We start from the raw sequence: 15,686 nt of genomic DNA on the forward strand, positions 1-15,686 counted from the left end.
GCTCGGAAACGAACCACAGCTCTTACGAAGGGGAGTGCACAAATGGTCGACCGCAAGCTTAATGAAGGCGACGTACAGAGGCTTCAGACTGAGGTCGTCGATCGGTACGACAACATCAGGGGATCGCTCGCGAAGCTGCAAGGCACGATCGACATGATCGAGAAGGCCTGGAGGGGACAGGGCGCCCAGGCGTTCAACATGAAGCAGACGGAAATCAACCAGCACATGGCCGCGATCGGCAAGATGCTCGACGACTTCCTCGAGGGCATCAACCTGAACAAGATCGACAAGCGCAACCTCGAAGACCAGATCGAGGCCGACCTCAAGCAGATCTCGGTGGACGATCTCGGTGGAAAGACTTCGGCGCTCAACAGCTACTGAAGCTACTGACGAGCCATCGGCGGCACTGGGCCGCACCGTCGTCCGGGCTGCGCAGTCCGGCTGAAATCTGCATAGAAACGAGGGAAACATGTCCGGAGCCCACTACGACGAACTGGCCGTTACGTACGGCACCATGGATGCGCTCGCCACCGAGCTCGGCAACCAGGCCAAGAAGCTCGAGGAGGACCTCGAGGCCCTGAAGCAGGCCGTGCTCAACGTGTCCTCGGGCTGGGGCGGCGAGGCGTACGAGGAGTTCCAGAAGAAGTCCAAGCAGTGGGACACGCACGCGCGGGGCATCCACACGGCGCTGGTCCAGATCTCTCAGCGTGTGCACACCGCCGGCGGTGACTACCGGGGTGGCGACCTGAAGGGCGCCAGCTACTTCCAGTAGGAGCGCACTGTCTGCAGAACCAGGGTGGGCACGCACGGGAGGTGTCCACCCTGCATTGCATCAAAACAGCCAGGTTTTCTCCTTGGTGGGAGAAAGGGAGAGTATTGCGCCAGCGCAGCGTCGTGCTGCTCCGGATAAGTCTTCGCCGTCGAGGCGCCGGGCACCTGGACCAAAGCGTCGGCCAGTACCTTCAGATGGTCGGCGTTTCGCACACCACGCGGCCAGCGGATGGAACCCGAAGCGCTTATTCCAGAGGCGTTTCCTTCACCGGTTCCCGCCGGGGAGTCCCATCAGCGATACGCCGAGCAGCCCTGCCGAGTATGCTTTCGGCGTCTTCTTGTCCTGATCAGCTGGTACGGAGTCCACGATGCCCAAAGCCCGCTCGTCCGCAGCAACATGGAGTTTCTCGGCCGTAGCCGCCTGCACGTTGCTCGCAGGGTGCTCGGCATCGGTCCACGCCGGAAAGTCCACCGCGCCGCAAATGTCTGCGGACAAGCTGGCCACCATCGTCGCCGAAAAGCTCGCTGCAACAACGGGCAAGCCCAAGCCGGACATCACCTGCCCCGAGAACCTCGCCGCCAAGGTCGGTACCACCACCCGGTGCAAGCTCACAGCGAAGGATGGCAGCACATTGGGCGTAACGGTCAAGGTGACGTCCGTCGAGGGAGAGCAGATCAACTTCGACATCAAGGCCGACGAAAGGGCTTCCCCGCCTGCGAACTGACGAGCGCGCCGTTCTTCACCGGCTCAGAGGGCCTGTTCTGCGAAGCTTCGCCGGATCTCACCATCCGTGGCTGCGGGAATCAGCGCAGGGACACAGGTCGGCTGTGAGATGAGAAGGCTTCTCGGATGAGCCCTGGCCGTGCGGTGCTGGATGCGATCGGCGGAGCAGTGTCCGCTAGCGTCGTCGTCCGTACGGTCAAACCGCGTCCCTTTTGACTTCCGCTCAACGGTTATCACTTGTACGTGTTAAGGAGCTCGTTCAGACCTAAGGGCGGGCGCCAAGGATCGAAGGTGAACCGGTAAGGTGCTCGAGCAGCTTGCGTGATGCACCTTTTGGTGTGAAGCCTAGAATGCGCGAATGCGACGGGGGATTGTTCCATGGGATCTGGAGCCGGTGGCGAGCAAACACTTGCGAGTTCGCCGAGCGACAAGAAGCGCGCGGCGAAGTACCTGGAAGAGGAACTGCTGCCGGACACCCAGGCTGCTGCCCGCATCGCGGAGGGCGACGGAGCGGTGAAGCCGCTCCTCGTCGCCCCGTCGCCCCCCTCAAGTCTCCTGATCAAGGCGGATACCGGACTGAAAGGGTTCTCCGGCTGGGCCTTGGACCAGGGTCTCTCCGATGCGCTGACCGTCTGGCATGGGCAGGCGAACCGGCTGTTGGGGCGGTTGCAGCAGGAGTTGAACGGGCTGCACGGCACGAAGAACATCCTCCAGAGCCAGGACACAACCGTCGGCGCACAGGTGGCCGGGGTACGGCTCCCCAGCAGTCTCGACGGGATGTGACAGGGCCGGCCATGGCGCTGAACTACCACGACGTGATGACGATCGATCTGTCTCCGCTCGCGGACGTGTCCAAGGCGTGGTGGAGGATGAGCGATCGCTTCGGTGAGCTGAAGACCGACTATGAGAAGCATGTGCAGAGTGTTCTTGGCAACGGGAACTGGCAGGGGCTCGCGTACGGCGCGCAGCAGCAGTACGCCTCGGCCACTGCTTTCGAGTTCGGAGCGGCCCAGGCAGAGGCGCTGGCCATCGCCAGTCTTCTTACGGATGCACACACCGAGCTGACCCGCCTGCAGAAGGCGGTCAAGGACCTTGTGGAAGACGCGGAGAGGAAGGACTACACGGTCGACAGCTCCGGCAAGGCGACCTATGTCGGGTACGACAACCTCTCCGAACAGGAGAAGTACGCCCTCCATCACGACCCGGACTACCCCCTACTGCTGGCCGATGCCCGTGAGAAGGCACAGAGCTGGACTGACGACATCGCCAAGGCGATCAAGGCCGTCGACGAGGCCGACCAGAGCGTGAAACGCGCGCTGGCCCGTGCGACGAGCGATGGTTCGGCGGACGGCATCGGAATCGGCGGATTTAACGCGCACGCAGTGGGTGACCTGGCGAAGGCAGGCAAGCCGAACCCAAAGACGAAACCCGACGGATGGGTCTCCGAAGGCGAGTCCGAAGCCTCCGGCCCCGGCGTCGGAACATCGGTCACCGGGCCCGACACGGGGGCCGGCAAGTTGGGTGAGGCCGAGGCGCATGCCGACCTGGGCCGCGCGAGCGCGGAGGGCTCACTCGCCAACGGGCCGATGAAGCTCGCCGGGGAGGCCGAAGCCTACGCGGGCGCTAAGGTCTCCGCGGCCGGTGGCATCACCAACGAGGGCATCCAGGGCGAAGCCAGCGCCTTCGCCGGTGGCGAAGCCTCTGCCAAGGGACGCACCGACCTCGGCCCCGTCGGGGTGTATGGACGGGCGGAAAGTATGGTCGGCGCAGAGGTCGGTGCCAATGCGGGGGCCGGTCTCGATGGCGTGCAGTTGGGCGGCGAGACGTTCGCGGGTGCGAAGGCAGGTGCTTTCGGAGGTGTGGACATCGGGGGAATCGGAGTGGGCACCACAGCCGAGGGATGGGCCGGGCCTGGCGCCGAGGCAACCCTGAACTTCAGCAAGGACGCCAACGGCACATGGCACTGGGCTCCCAAAGTGGGTCTCTCTCCCGTTCTCGGTGGCGCCGTGGGCTTTGAGGTCACCGCCGATCCGGGGAAGATCGCCAATACTGCGGGCGATGCGGCCGACGCCGTGGGCGATGCCGCCGGATGGGTCGCTGATGGGATCGGTGGTCTGTTCTGATGCACGCCCTCGCAGACCCACTGCCGCAGTAAGGATGGCCCGATATGCCCACGGCTCTGCCCGTACCGATTCAGTTCGAACTGCCGGAAGGCTGGCGTGCCGCACCGCCGGATGCAGTCGGCGCGCCGGAGGCCTCGTTCGTCGCACTGCACCCGCAACCGGATGCCCGATTCACCGCGAACATCATGATCGATGGCGAGTACCGCCCGGACGCGGTGAGGCTGTCTGCGATCGCCCACGAGTCGGTGGAGCGCTTGAGCCAGGCCGCCACGTCGGTCAAAGTCACTGGCCACCGTGAGATCGGCTCAGCGGACGCACCCGGCTTCACGCAGACGCTGGCGGTCTCGGCCGTCGTCGGGGGCGTGGCCCGCGACCTCGTACAGTCGCAGGTGTACCTATCCATAGTGGACGTCGCCGATCCGCGTAAGCGGGCAGTGATCCGCCTGGTCCTGACCGCCACCGCGTCTCAACATCCCTATGTTCTCAGCGACTTCCAGGACTTCGTGCGCACAGTCCGCCTGGATGCCGGCGCGGCTTCGTAAGCGTCCCCGCAGGCGGCACGTATTGCACCTGCAACCTAGATCGCCGTAGTTTGACTTCATGGGCCTCTTCGACAAACTGACCGGAACCAAGCACCCCGACCACGGTGTCGCGCCGCGCCCAGCCGAGGAGGTGCGGTCAGCCCTGCTCGGCCTCAACCGGTCCGATGTCCCGTACATCATCCGTAACGGCGCCGCGGGGGGCGCCGACCTGGTGGCTGAGTGGCGGATGGCAGAGCCCGCCTGGCAGACGTTCTTCATTCAGTCCCAGTTGACTCGCGCTGTCCAGATCAGGATGCGTCTGGTCGAGGAGGACCATGAGGTGCGTGTCCTTGAGGAAGGGCGGGAGGTCACCCGAGTCGGGAATCCGCCGAGGCTTGCGATTTCCAAGCAGTACACGCGCGGGCCCGACAGGACCGTTTCCCGCCACTACACGATTCAACGCGGGGAGAGCGGCTGCCTCCAGGCGACAGAGACTTTCCGTTTCGACGCCTCGGAGCTACGCAACCCCCTGCAGGACATCGTCCTGAAGTCGGGCTGGACCTGGCGCGGAGTGGTCTTCGGTAAGCTGTGAGGACAGCTGCCCCCCTTGCCTCGCCGCCATGCACAACGTTGGTCTCTCCCAGCAGACCGCATGCACCCAGGGGTTCGGCAGCGGCTCCAGCTGTACGTCGTCCCCATTTCCGGCAGCGACCCGGGCTTGGTTCCGCAAGCTGTTCGGAACCCACGTCCCAGTAGCCCCTGTGCCCGTCGGTGCCGGTAGTCATCTGGTTGGCAACGGAAGCTCGGATCGCTGGGGACAATGAAGCACGGACGGATTCGTGGGCATGTCGGGCCTCCTGTCCGCAGTCTCACCATGTCATCAGCATCGCTCACCCGCCCGACGGATTTCCTGGGGCGCTCCTACTCAAGCGGACGATCGAAGGTCATTCGGTCAAGAGTCCGGAGCCACGGAAAAGCGGTTGTGGAGGGAGGCAGGCAGCCGGGGCGGGATCCGGTCAGCGCGGAACAGTGGGGTAAGCACGCACGGGAGGCGCCCACCTCGGTGCGTTGTTTCGGCAGTGAGATTCCGTCTCGCTTGGGCTCAGTACAACTGCTCGTTGACCAGGGCACCAGTGAACCGACCCCATGCGTCACGCCCCACCGTGGCAAACGGCAACTCCGGATGCTTGGAGTCGCGTACAGCGATGAGGGGGCCGTTTTGGCAACCTCGAGGCAGGCGTTGCCTGACGTCTCCGAGTACGAGGACTTGAGCCATATCAACTCGGGCAAAGGTGACACCTCTTACAGCTCTCCGGCGATTCCGAGGAGCAGATCCCTCGACCCGCTCGGATTCAACGCCACCTGTTCGACCAAGTCCAGTCGTCTGCGGAAGTTGGCCAGTTGGGCCGGTGCGTCGAAGAAGACAGCACCCAGCGGAGAGTCCACCTCGACCGTGTCCAGATGAGGACTGGCGGCGGAGACGTACACCACGTGTCGCCGGCCATCGGGAAGCCTTCCGCGGTGGGGATGACGAGCAGTCGGACGTTGGGACGTTCACTTTCCTCCAGGAGGCGGTTCAGCTGGGCTTTGGCCACCTGGTGGCCGCCGATACGAATGCGGAGAGCTGCTTCGTGAACCAGGCCGACGTACGGCACTCCCGGCTCGTTTGCGACTACGGCGTGGCGGGCCAGGCGATGGGCGATCCTGAGCTCAACATCCAAGCGGGGCCAGGCCGGTACGAAGAGGTCGAAGAGTGCCCGAGCATGGTCCTCGGTCTGGAAGAGGCCAGGGATGTGCGCTGTCTGGAGAGTACGCAGGCTCGTGGCGTGGTGCTCCAGCTCCGCCATGTCCAGGAAGTCCGACGGGATCTTGCCCCGATACTCGTCCCACCAGCCCTTCGTACGTCCGCCCGTCATCTCGACCAGGGTGTCAATCAGCTCCGTGTCGTCGCACTCGAGATGCTCGCGAGCCGACGAAGCCGCTCCCCACTGCCGAATCGTCCTGACTCGATGTTGGAGATCATCGTCCGTTCCGCCCCGAGCCGCTCGGCCACGACTGGTGCGGACATGCCGGCGGCGTCGCGCGGTCTGAACGGAGCTCAGCGCCGAATCGGCGCTGGCGGACGGTAGGGATTGGCTCAAGGCGGCCCCGGCCCTGCCTCCAGCGCGAACGTTCGCCACTCCGCCCCGGTGTACCGCAGCGCGGTCTCCGGCGGGTCGAAGACGACCGCATGGCGACGGCACCGCTCGGCAGGTACGCGATGTCGACCCGCTCCTCTGTGGCTCTGGATCGAGTAGGGGAGGAGGGGGTGCCATCATGCTCTCAGCCTCGCCGACCCGCTCGGCCAAGTTCCCGAGCGCTCCTACTCAGGCCGGTACTCGAACATCATTCCGGCGAGGAATCCGGGGTGACGGAAGGTGGCGGCGGAGGTGGTGGCGGAGGCGGGTAGGGCGGCCGGGGCGGGATCCGGGGCCTGGGGGGGGCGTCGGCGGTGGAGGTGGTTGGGGTTCCAGCAACCGCCGGGATGGGGTGGGGCTGCCGGGGCGTGAGAGGTGGGGCCGGTGGTGGCGGCGGGGTGGAGGAGGCTCTATGGCTGGCAACATCGGGCCGCCTGCGCGCAGCCGTTCGATGGTCTGCTCAGCCCGGCGACGCGCGTGCGGGGCGTCGTCGCGTTCGTAGACAAGCCGGACGCCGACACGGCCGAGACTCTGGGCGGCGAGCAACCGGTAGCCGAGCGCGTGGGCGATTTCCCCGATCCAGCGCTGCTTCGAGACTGTCGCATGGCCGGGCAACAGCTCGACGCGGCCACGACCATCGAAGTCGCACGTATCTCGTCGTCCTTCATCTGACTCCACTCCCGGGAAAGGTCGGCAGCCACCAGGCAACTCGGCATTACGATCGCCGCACACGTCTGGTTCTTCCGGACATCCGAGCGCGCTCTTAGGTGCCACGTGTTCTTAGAACTGCTCGATTTTCTTGCCATCCGGAATCTGGTAGCAGCCGGATATGACGAAGAAGTTCAGATGCGGTGTATTGTCCTTGGCCCGGTAGGTGATGTCGACGCTGAACTTCTTCGTATCATCGTCGGCTCTGAGGCTGAGATTCTTGTTCCGGCTTGTGTCCGGCCCATAATTGACGACCTCCCAGCCATGCTTGGGTAGATTCTCCTTGAGGCGTTCCATAGTGCCCTCGAGGTGCTGTGGCGAGGTGGGGGTGAAGGACCATGAATGAATGATCTGGAAGTATTTCTCCGGGTCTTTCTTGCCGCACTCCTTGACTCCCGGCCCGGTGTCGCTTGCCTTGCCCTTAAGTCCGATCAGGTTGTACAGCTCACTGGAGGCCTTCTCCGCCTCCTTGGCGGCATCGCTCGAGGTGCTGGTGCCGGAGGATGGGATGTCGTTGGAATTATTGGCGTCAGTCATGCTGCATCCAGTGAGAGTCATGAGAGCGACGGGCAGGGCGAGCGCGATTGCGCACAGCTTGATCTTCAAGGTGGGGCCTTACTTGATCGAACCGGGACACAGGCCGGCATCTTGGTGGGCATGCATGCTCCCTACTTCACATGCGCGCAGGGGTTCGGCGGCGGCTTCAGTCGTACGTCGTCGCCTCTGCCCGGCCACGACCGGGGCCTGGTTCCGCAGGCTGCCGGAGCCCCCATCCCAATAGCCGCTGTTCCCCTCGGTGCCCGCGGTCGTCTGGTTGGCGCCGAAGCGCGGATCGCTGGGAATAGTGAAGCTATCTACGTCATGACCGTAGAGGCCGATATTCCGGAACAGGGCCACTGACGTTGAGATGCTTTGTCTCCGCGCCGACCCGACAAGGGGCGATCTGTAAGTGATGCGTCGAGTCCGTCCATGAAGTTGCGGAATGCAGACGCTCCGTCATGCACGTCGTGTTCAAATGGTGACCCAGTATCGAGTCTCCCAGACGTTAGTGGATTGCGCAGAGGGTGCCAGGGAGCGTGTACTCCTTCCTCTGCGTAAAATCGGTCAGCCTTGGTGATCAGCTCGGTAGTCTCAGGTCCGTGCAGCCGTGGCGCGCCGCTGAGCGCTCGGCGAACGCGCGCAGTGACTTGACCAGGAAGGCTTTCCGTGGATCGGCGTATTCCGTTGCGTAGATTGCCTCTGTCAGTTGACTCAGCCGCCTCCAGTTAAGGGTGCGACTCAACCGCCGAGGTGATGTCTTTCTTCTTCGCCCACCACACCTGGCTCGCTGCAAGTGCCATTTTCTTCGTCAGATCTGGTTTGGTTCGTGTCTCCGTCCGTGCTGCTCGTATTGCTACTGGGCGCGGTGAAGCGCTGGCTCGTCAAAAACGTTCGATCTCTTGGCCATCCGGGACCTTGTAGCAACCGGACACGACATTTACGCTTAGCTTCGGCGGGTCGTTTTTCAACATTTGAACGATGTGGGCGCCCGCCTTCTTCTTGTCGTTGTCGGCGGTCAGGCTGATGTTCTTGTTCTTGCTAGTGTCTGGCCCGTATTCGACGATTTTCCACCCGTTCTTCGGTAGCTCCGCCTTGAGTCGCTCCATGGCTATGCCAAGTTCGCTCGCTGAAGCGGGGTAAAAACTCCACGGATGAAGAATTCGAAAGTACGTCTTGCGGTCCTTGTTCGGGCATTCCATGACTGTGGGACGGCCATCAGATGCCTTTCCCTTGACGCCGATCAGATCGTAAATGCCGCTGGACACCTTTTCCACAGCATCGGAGGCGTCACGTGAAGTACTCGTGCCGGCGGACGTGATTTCATCGGAGTTGTTGTCAGTCATGCTGCATCCAGCGAGAGTAGTGAGGGCAAAGGGTACGGCGAGCACGAGAGCGCTCAGTTTGGTCTTCACGCCATGGAGCCTTACGTCGTTGGACTGTTCTTACTTCACATGCGCCCACGGGTCGGGCGGCGGCTTCAGCGCCGCGTCATCGCCCTTCCCGACGACGACGAGGGCCTGATTGTGCAGGCTTGTGGAGCCCCCCTCCCAGTAACCGCTGTGCCCCTCGGTGTCCGTGGTCAGCTGGTTGCTGCCGAACTCCGGATCGCTGGGGATGATGAAGCCGTCCCCGCCGTGGCCCCAGCGGCCGAGGTCCGGAACCGGGTCCCCGTCGGCCTCCTCGTTCCACACATGCCCCTGGGAGACGTCCAGTTCATCGGCACCGGACACCTTGACGCCAGGACTGCCCGCAAAGATGACGTCATCGGCGTTGAGATGCCCCGTCTCGGCCGCAGCGCCGACAAGCGTCGATCCATATGAGTGCGCAATCACGGTGGTGTGTGACGGCGAATCGCTGGAATGCGATGCATCGAGTCCATCCATGAAGTTGCGGAATGCTGGCGCACCGTCGTACGCGTAGTGTTCGAACGGCGCGTCCTTGGCGACGCTGTCAGGCGCCTCGTATCCGAGCCAGGTGATCGTGGCAACGGATTTCCCGTCGGCTTCGTTATTGGCGCTGTGCCAGAGATTGACCATCCGGCTCATGTTGCCGTCGATATTCCCCAGCTCTGACGTCGTACCCGGAACGTAGACCGCTGTGTGATCCGCAGTGTCCGGATTTCCGTTGGCGACGACCGCGCGGCCGTCTCCCTCGCTGCTGAATTCCAGCAGGTATGCCTCGGGCAGTCCGTTCGTGCCGGTCGAGTCGAAGCGCTTCTGGATTGCATTCATGCCGTCGAGGGACTTGTGAGCGTTCTTCCGTGCCTCTTCCCAGTCCTTCCAGGCCTGTGTTTCCACATTGACGCCCTTCATCACCGTCCCGGTATAGGGGTTGATATAGGTCTGGAAACGCTCGGGCTCCGGGTGCTTCTTCAGCCAGGCGTCGTACTCACCTTGCGCAACACCATGCGCCTCGGCGAGCACCATCCGGTTCGCCTCGTCCCGAACTGTGGCCGGCAGCCCGTCGAGCTTCCCCACGGAGTCGGGTTGCGTGGACACCCACGCGGCCTGCTCCTCCGCGCTGAGTTTCTTCCACCACTCCGCGTTGTCCTGTGGGCTGCCGTCCTTGGGTGGCTGCGGCAGCGAGTCGAGATACTTCTTGCCCGCCTCGCTCACCCCGCTTGTGTCCGAGGACGCGTCGGCCCAGTCCTTGTCGGAGACGGTCAGATCGTCGTCTGCCTTCAACGCCCGCAGCTTCGGGGCCCACTTCTCGTCGGCCTCCGTCGCCTCCTTGAGGGCAGCGGCGATTTGGTCCGCGTAGTCCTGTGCGAGGCGGTGGTTGGGGTTGGGGTCAAAGTTGGCCGCTTGGCGGCCCACCGCGGAGGCCGTGTCATCCGTCAGGCCGCTCACTGTGCCACCCTCGGGGATCTTGCCGTCGGCGTCCTTCTCTCCGCCTGGCGGATAGGTGATCGAGCCATCGCCGTTTACGGTGAGCTTCGCGGCTTGCGCACCTTCGAGGGCCGCGTCGAGCTTGGTCTTGGCCGCTCCTACCTCGTACGAGAACGCTTCGAGAGCCGTACTGACGAGACCACACTCGACCTGGACGTAGTGGAAGTTCTTGCTTAGCTCTCCCAACTGCTTGATCGCCGCGGTCGCGGCCTCGCCCTTCAGCGAGTTCCTCATGGCCACGGCGATCTGGTTGTCTATGCGGTCCTTGGCCGCGCTCGCCATGTCAGAGGTGCTTCGGTATCCGTCGGCCGCTTGCGAGTACTCGGTCGGCTTGAGGGCTTTGAGTGCCGAGAGGTCCATGGCGTCTCGTTACCGGCCCTTGTCCTGCCCGCCGACAGCCGGAGTGTCCGCGTACGCCACCTTCAGGTTGCCGATCTCGACCTCGATCGCCTCATCGGTCTTCAGCTGGTCATTGCCAGCTTTCTCCAGCAGACCCGAGAGCTTCCCGCAGCGCCCGCTCACATTCCTGACGTAGCGTACCCACGAGTCGTGGACGTCCTTTTGGGCCCCCGCAGTCAGGCAGCCGGAACCCTCGCCAAGGCCCTTCTGGCCGTCCTCCAGCTTCCCCATCGCCTTGCTGATGTCGTCACGCAGCGAGCCGACATCGTGACCGGCCTTCGTCCAGGCACGCTTGTTCGAAACTAGCGCGCCGGTGCCGCTACCGCCCGGGTCGAGCGGTACCTGGTTCAGTTGCATCTGCGCCGGGTGCTGCTCTGCCGCCGCGCTCTTGAGCTGCTCCCACTCATCCCACGCCATGCGTGGACCCCTTCCCCGTGTCCCCGTGAAGCCCGTTTCTCGAACGGGATAGTTCTGGCCGAACTACAAACAGGCCAGATCCGTGAGCTCGGTCCAAGCGAGTTCGCGGATCTCACCATACTTTCCACCATTCACTGCTGTGCGGCGTGACGCCGGTGGGGCAGAACACGCCAGTTCCGCCGCTGAGTTCGTCCCTCCCGACGCCACCTACAACACCTCAGTAACCCCTCTCCGCCACCAACCCCACCTGCACCAACGGCTTCCCCCGCCGCCGAGACACAAAGACCCCCCGCCCCGCAGGCATAGGCCGCGGCCGAACCCCGCCCAGCAGATCCCCTTCACCCGGATCGCCGGCCAGCACCACACCCTGCGCGCCCAGCTCCTTCACCCGCTGCATGAACGCCTCGTACGAAGCCCGCCCCGCACCCGCCGTCGACCGCGCGATGATGAACCGCACGCCCACGTCTCGGGCGAACGGCAACAGCTCCGTCAACCCAGCCAGCGGATTCCCGCTCGACGTGGCCACAAGGTCGTAGTCGTCGATGACGACATACACCGTTGGTCCGCGCCACCAGCTCCGGTCCCGCAGCTGCTGGGCCGTGACGTCGGCCGTCGGTGTGCGGCGCTTCATCAGGTCGGCCAGGGCGGCCATGTGGTGGTCCATGGAGTTGGACATGGGGATGTACTCGGCGAGGTGGGACGACGGTGTCACGTCCAGCAGCGAGCGCCGGTTGTCGATGACGAACAGCTTGGCCTCGTCGCCCGAGTACCGCTGCGTCACCTGCTTGATCAGCAGCCGCAGCAGGTTCGACTTGCCCGACTCGCTTTCACCGAAGACGAGGAAGAACGGGTCCTGCTCGAAGTCGACGAAGACCGGTTCGAGGTTGTCCTCGTCGAGGGCGAAGGCGACGCCGCGGCGCGGGAAGCGATCGCCAGGAGGCAGCTGCTCGGCCGGGAACTCGCGGGGCAGCAACCGGACTTCGGGAGCGCCGGGAGCCTGCCAGTGCCGGGAGACCTCGGTCGCAAGGGCCGCCGTGGCGTCCGCCAGGTCCGTGTCGGAGGTCAGACCGTCTATGCGCGGCACCGCCGCCATGAAGTGCAGCTTCTGCGGGGCCTGTCCGCGGCCGGGCACGCCAGCCGGAACGTTCGCGGCCACCTTGCGGTCCAGCTCGGAGTCCATCGTGTCGCCGAGCCGCAGCTCCAGGCGGTTCATCAGGTGGTCCTTGAGATTGGCCCTGACCTCCATCGAGCGTGAGGCCGTCAGGATCAGGTGGACGCCGTAGCCGAGGCCACGCGCGGCGATGTCGTGGATCACCTGGTCCATCGCCTCGTAGTCCGCTCGGAAGTTGCCCCAGCCGTCGATGACCAGGAACACGTCACCCCAGGGCTGATCCGTGACCGAGATCTCGCCCCGGGCCCGCCTGGCCCGGAAGTCCGCGATCGACGCGATGCCGGCGGAGCGGAAGTACTCCTCGCGGCGGTTCAGCACGCCGTACACCTCGGCCACCGTGCGCCGCACCCGCTCCGGATCCAGACGCGAGGCGACCCCGCCCACGTGCGGAAGTCCGGCCACCGCCGCCATGCCGCCACCGCCGAAGTCGAGGCCGTAGAACTGCACTTCGTACGGCGTGTGCGTGAGCGCGAACGCCGAGATCAGGGTGCGCAGCAGCGTCGACTTGCCGGACTGCGGGCCGCCGATGATCTGCATGTGGCCGGCCGCGCCGGAGAAGTCGACCCAGAGCGGGTCGCGGCGCTGCTCGTACGGCTTGTCGACCAGGCCCGCCGGTACGATCAGGCGGCCGGCGCCCTCGTAGCCCGGCTGTGTGAGGCCGCGGCCCTGCACCGCCGTGAGGCCGGGCAGGAGCCCGTCGAGCGGCGGCGGGCTGTCCAGCGGCGGCAGCCACACCTGGTGAGCCGCCGGACCCTGCGCCTCCAGCCGGCGCACGATCACGTCGAGCACCGTGTCGGCGAGCGCGTCGTCGACCTCCGGACCGTCCGAAGCGGAAGGGCGCTGCTGCGGCACCGGCACGTACTGCACCGGCACCTCGGCCGCCGTGAACAGTACCGGCCGCCGGTCCACCGGCAGCGCGCCGCCGGCCGATCCCGCACGCTGCGTGCCCGAGCGGTACACGCCGGAGACGTACGCCGCCTTGAAACGCACCATCTCGCCCGTACCGAACTTCAGAAGGCCGGAGCCCGGGACGTTCGGCAGCTCATAGGCGTCCGGTACGCCGATCGCCGCGCGGGACTCCGCGGCGGAGAAGGTACGCAGACCGACCCGGTAGGACAGGTAGGTCTCCAGACCGCGCAGGCGGCCTTCCTCCAGTCGCTGGGACGCAAGCAGCAGATGCACGCCGAGCGACCGGCCGATGCGGCCGATCTGCACGAACATCTCGATGAAGTCGGGCTTCGCCGTCAGCAGCTCACTGAACTCGTCGATGACCAGCACCAACGACGGAATGGGCTGCAGGGCCGCACCAGCCGCGCGGGCCTTCTCGTAGTCGTGGATGTTGGCGTAGTTGCCCGCGTCGCGCAGCATCTCCTGGCGGCGGTTGAGTTCGCCGCGGATGGAGTCGCCCATGCGGTCGACCAGGGTGAGGTCGTCCGCGAGGTTGGTGATGACGGCCGCCACGTGCGGCATCCGCGCCATACCGGCGAAGGTCGCGCCGCCCTTGAAGTCCGCCAGGACGAAGTTGAGCGTCTCCGACGAATGGGTGACCGCCAGGCCCAGTACCAGGGTGCGCAGCAGCTCCGACTTGCCGGAGCCGGTGGCGCCCACGCACAGGCCGTGCGGGCCCATGCCCTCCTGCGCGGCCTCCTTGAGGTCGAGCATCACGGGGCGGCCGTCCTCGCCGACACCGATCGGCACCCGCAGCCGCTCGGCCAGCGAACGCGGCCGCCACGTGCGCTGGGTGTCGATCGACGCCGCGTCCCCGAGGTTCAGCAGGTCGGTGAACTCCAGGTTGGCGAGCAGCGGTTCGTCGTCGTCCCCGCCTGAGGCCATCCGCAGCGGGGCCAGCTGCCGGGCGAGGGCCTCGGCGGACTCGTACGAGAGGACGTCGGGAGTCCCCTCGTAGACGACACCGTGCGCCGACTCCAGGTGCAGCGCTTCGGGCTGTACGACGATGGAGAGCTCGCCGCCGCCCGTGGTCAGGTCGCCGGGAACGATCTCGAGGACGGTGACGCCTTGGAGCCCTTCGGGGTTGGCCAGGACCGAGTCCGGCGGCAAGGAGAGACCGTCGAGTACGACGACGATGTGGGGCTCCTCCGGCAGGGGTGCCGCGTTCGGGTGGAAGCGCGGGCGGCCGGTCAGCCGGGTGGCGAGCAGGTTCTCCAGCTCGCGGCTGTCGCTGTCGATCAGCCTGCGGCTGCCCGCTCCGTCCACGGCACCGGGCGCCTGGACGTGCGGCAGCCACTTGGCCCACTCCCAGTGGGGCAGGGCCTCGCGGCCCGCCGCCACCACGATGAGCAGATCCTCCGGAGAGTGCAGCGCCGCCAGCGAGCCGGTCATGGCCCGGGCGGAGGACCGTACGGACTGCGGATCGCCGCTGATCGTGACGTGGTAGAACGCACGCAGCGAAACCGCCATCGGCAGGTCGTCCAGGGTGCTGTGGACGGCGAGGAAGCGCTGCATCGCACCCGCGGTCAGCGGCTCCAGCTGCGCGACGGGGGCGGTCTCCGGGGCGACGAGGGCCCTGGCGAGGGCCTGCGAGCCGAGACCGATGCGGACCTGGGCGAAGTCCTCGTCACCGGGGCGTCGTTCCCACACCCGGCTGCCCTCGGCGACCAGGGCCCACAGCTGTTCGGGCGAGGGGTGGAGGAAGTACTGCGCGTCACGCTGTGCCTTCGCCGTGTCGACGGCCGTGCGCCGGGTCTGCGCCAGGTAGCTCAGGTAGTCGCGGCGCATGTCCGCCAACTCCCCCTGGGAGCCGCGGCGGAAGCGGATCACCATCGCGACGGACATGGCGATCGTCGAGGCGATCATGACCATGCCCATGATCCTCATGAACGGCTGCCCGCTCGTGAAGAAGAAGACCACCGAGCCACCCATGCCGAGCGTCGGCAGGAGTTGCATCAGCACGCTTTCCCGGTGTCCCCGCGGCAGTTCGGGCGGAGGCTGCAGGACGATCTCCTGCGTGGGCACTTCGGACGGCAGCACCCGAGGCGGGCGCTTCACGACGATGTGGCTCACTGTCATCCATTCCCTTGGCCGGCCCGAGAGTCCGTCCGCCGCCCCGTGTCAGGCGGACGCAGGCCGCCGCGTGATCCTACTGACCTCAGTGGGGACAAGGGGGCGATAGGGTGCCGGAAGTTCGCGTCGGCACACGCGAGTTGAGCTGGAGCAACGGGGCATAGCGCGCGATCCGGCGAGTTGCGGAACCCCGGCGACGGCGCGAAAGCTCTGTTCCCCCGACCTC

Annotated in this window: 16 protein-coding genes and 1 pseudogene; 8 read left to right on the forward strand and 9 right to left on the reverse strand. The window is 65.5% G+C overall.

Going from position 1 to position 15,686, the window contains the following annotated elements:
* Positions 1-42 precede the first annotated feature (42 nt).
* Complete coding sequence (locus tag HDA41_RS29100) at positions 43-381, forward strand: WXG100 family type VII secretion target (protein ID WP_059415308.1); 339 nt, start codon at positions 43-45, stop codon at positions 379-381.
* An 88-nt stretch (positions 382-469) separates the two neighbouring features.
* Complete coding sequence (locus HDA41_RS29105) at positions 470-772, forward strand: WXG100 family type VII secretion target (RefSeq protein WP_059415306.1); 303 nt, start codon at positions 470-472, stop codon at positions 770-772.
* Positions 773-1,036: 264 nt separating this feature from the next.
* Here the strand turns inward: HDA41_RS29105 and HDA41_RS41630 are convergent, their stop codons facing one another.
* Positions 1,037-1,267: a hypothetical protein gene (locus HDA41_RS41630; RefSeq protein ID WP_260423774.1), complete on the reverse strand. Its 231-nt coding sequence runs from the start codon at positions 1,265-1,267 to the stop codon at positions 1,037-1,039.
* Here HDA41_RS41630 and HDA41_RS29110 point away from each other — a divergent pair.
* The 5 genes from HDA41_RS29110 (at position 1,200) to HDA41_RS29130 (ending at position 4,731) form a co-directional block, all read left to right on the forward strand.
* A complete protein-coding gene (locus tag HDA41_RS29110) occupies positions 1,200-1,496 on the forward strand; it encodes a DUF4333 domain-containing protein (protein WP_260423664.1) in 297 nt (98 codons plus the stop codon). The genes HDA41_RS41630 and HDA41_RS29110 overlap by 68 nt on opposite strands.
* A gap of 377 nt (positions 1,497-1,873) precedes the next feature.
* Positions 1,874-2,278 carry a hypothetical protein gene (locus HDA41_RS29115; protein ID WP_184988998.1) on the forward strand — a complete coding sequence of 135 codons (405 nt, stop codon included), beginning with the start codon at positions 1,874-1,876 and terminating at the stop codon, positions 2,276-2,278.
* An 11-nt stretch (positions 2,279-2,289) separates the two neighbouring features.
* Positions 2,290-3,618, forward strand: a complete 1,329-nt coding sequence (locus HDA41_RS29120; protein WP_184989001.1) for a hypothetical protein — start codon at positions 2,290-2,292, stop codon at positions 3,616-3,618.
* Positions 3,619-3,662: 44 nt separating this feature from the next.
* Positions 3,663-4,160 (forward strand): hypothetical protein, encoded by a 498-nt coding sequence (locus tag HDA41_RS29125; RefSeq protein ID WP_184989003.1) that lies wholly within the window; start codon positions 3,663-3,665, stop codon positions 4,158-4,160.
* Between the two features lie 58 nt (positions 4,161-4,218).
* Positions 4,219-4,731, forward strand: a complete 513-nt coding sequence (locus tag HDA41_RS29130; RefSeq protein WP_184989006.1) for a hypothetical protein — start codon at positions 4,219-4,221, stop codon at positions 4,729-4,731.
* 510 nt (positions 4,732-5,241) lie between these two features.
* On the opposite strand, the gene HDA41_RS43080 is transcribed toward HDA41_RS29130, so the two are convergent.
* From HDA41_RS43080 to HDA41_RS42785, 3 genes and pseudogenes are all read right to left on the reverse strand, one after another.
* Positions 5,242-5,415: a DUF397 domain-containing protein gene (locus tag HDA41_RS43080; RefSeq protein WP_358979912.1), complete on the reverse strand. Its 174-nt coding sequence runs from the start codon at positions 5,413-5,415 to the stop codon at positions 5,242-5,244.
* A gap of 26 nt (positions 5,416-5,441) precedes the next feature.
* Positions 5,442-5,630: a Scr1 family TA system antitoxin-like transcriptional regulator gene (locus tag HDA41_RS41635; protein ID WP_268251530.1), complete on the reverse strand. Its 189-nt coding sequence runs from the start codon at positions 5,628-5,630 to the stop codon at positions 5,442-5,444.
* Between the two features lie 74 nt (positions 5,631-5,704).
* Positions 5,705-6,457 (reverse strand): annotated as a pseudogene (locus HDA41_RS42785) (Scr1 family TA system antitoxin-like transcriptional regulator); the annotation flags it as partial.
* A 243-nt stretch (positions 6,458-6,700) separates the two neighbouring features.
* Here HDA41_RS42785 and HDA41_RS29145 point away from each other — a divergent pair.
* A complete protein-coding gene (locus HDA41_RS29145; RefSeq protein WP_184989008.1) occupies positions 6,701-6,988 on the forward strand; it encodes a hypothetical protein in 288 nt (95 codons plus the stop codon).
* Positions 6,989-7,096: 108 nt separating this feature from the next.
* On the opposite strand, the gene HDA41_RS29150 is transcribed toward HDA41_RS29145, so the two are convergent.
* From HDA41_RS29150 to eccCa, 5 genes are all read right to left on the reverse strand, one after another.
* The gene (locus HDA41_RS29150; RefSeq protein ID WP_230299674.1) at positions 7,097-7,630 is read right to left on the reverse strand and encodes a hypothetical protein; all 534 of its coding nucleotides are present in this window, start codon (positions 7,628-7,630) and stop codon (positions 7,097-7,099) included.
* Between the two features lie 815 nt (positions 7,631-8,445).
* Entirely contained in the window at positions 8,446-8,976 is a 531-nt protein-coding gene (locus HDA41_RS29155; protein ID WP_311772161.1) for a hypothetical protein, read from the reverse strand.
* A 30-nt stretch (positions 8,977-9,006) separates the two neighbouring features.
* Positions 9,007-10,812: an alpha/beta hydrolase gene (locus HDA41_RS29160; RefSeq protein WP_184989011.1), complete on the reverse strand. Its 1,806-nt coding sequence runs from the start codon at positions 10,810-10,812 to the stop codon at positions 9,007-9,009.
* Between the two features lie 9 nt (positions 10,813-10,821).
* Positions 10,822-11,268: a hypothetical protein gene (locus HDA41_RS29165; RefSeq protein ID WP_184989014.1), complete on the reverse strand. Its 447-nt coding sequence runs from the start codon at positions 11,266-11,268 to the stop codon at positions 10,822-10,824.
* Between the two features lie 217 nt (positions 11,269-11,485).
* Positions 11,486-15,460: a type VII secretion protein EccCa gene (gene eccCa / locus HDA41_RS29170; protein WP_184993815.1), complete on the reverse strand. Its 3,975-nt coding sequence runs from the start codon at positions 15,458-15,460 to the stop codon at positions 11,486-11,488.
* Positions 15,461-15,686: the final 226 nt, after the last annotated feature.

Source organism: Streptomyces caelestis, assembly GCF_014205255.1.
In the GTDB taxonomy this organism is placed as follows: Bacteria; Actinomycetota; Actinomycetes; order Streptomycetales; family Streptomycetaceae; genus Streptomyces; species Streptomyces caelestis.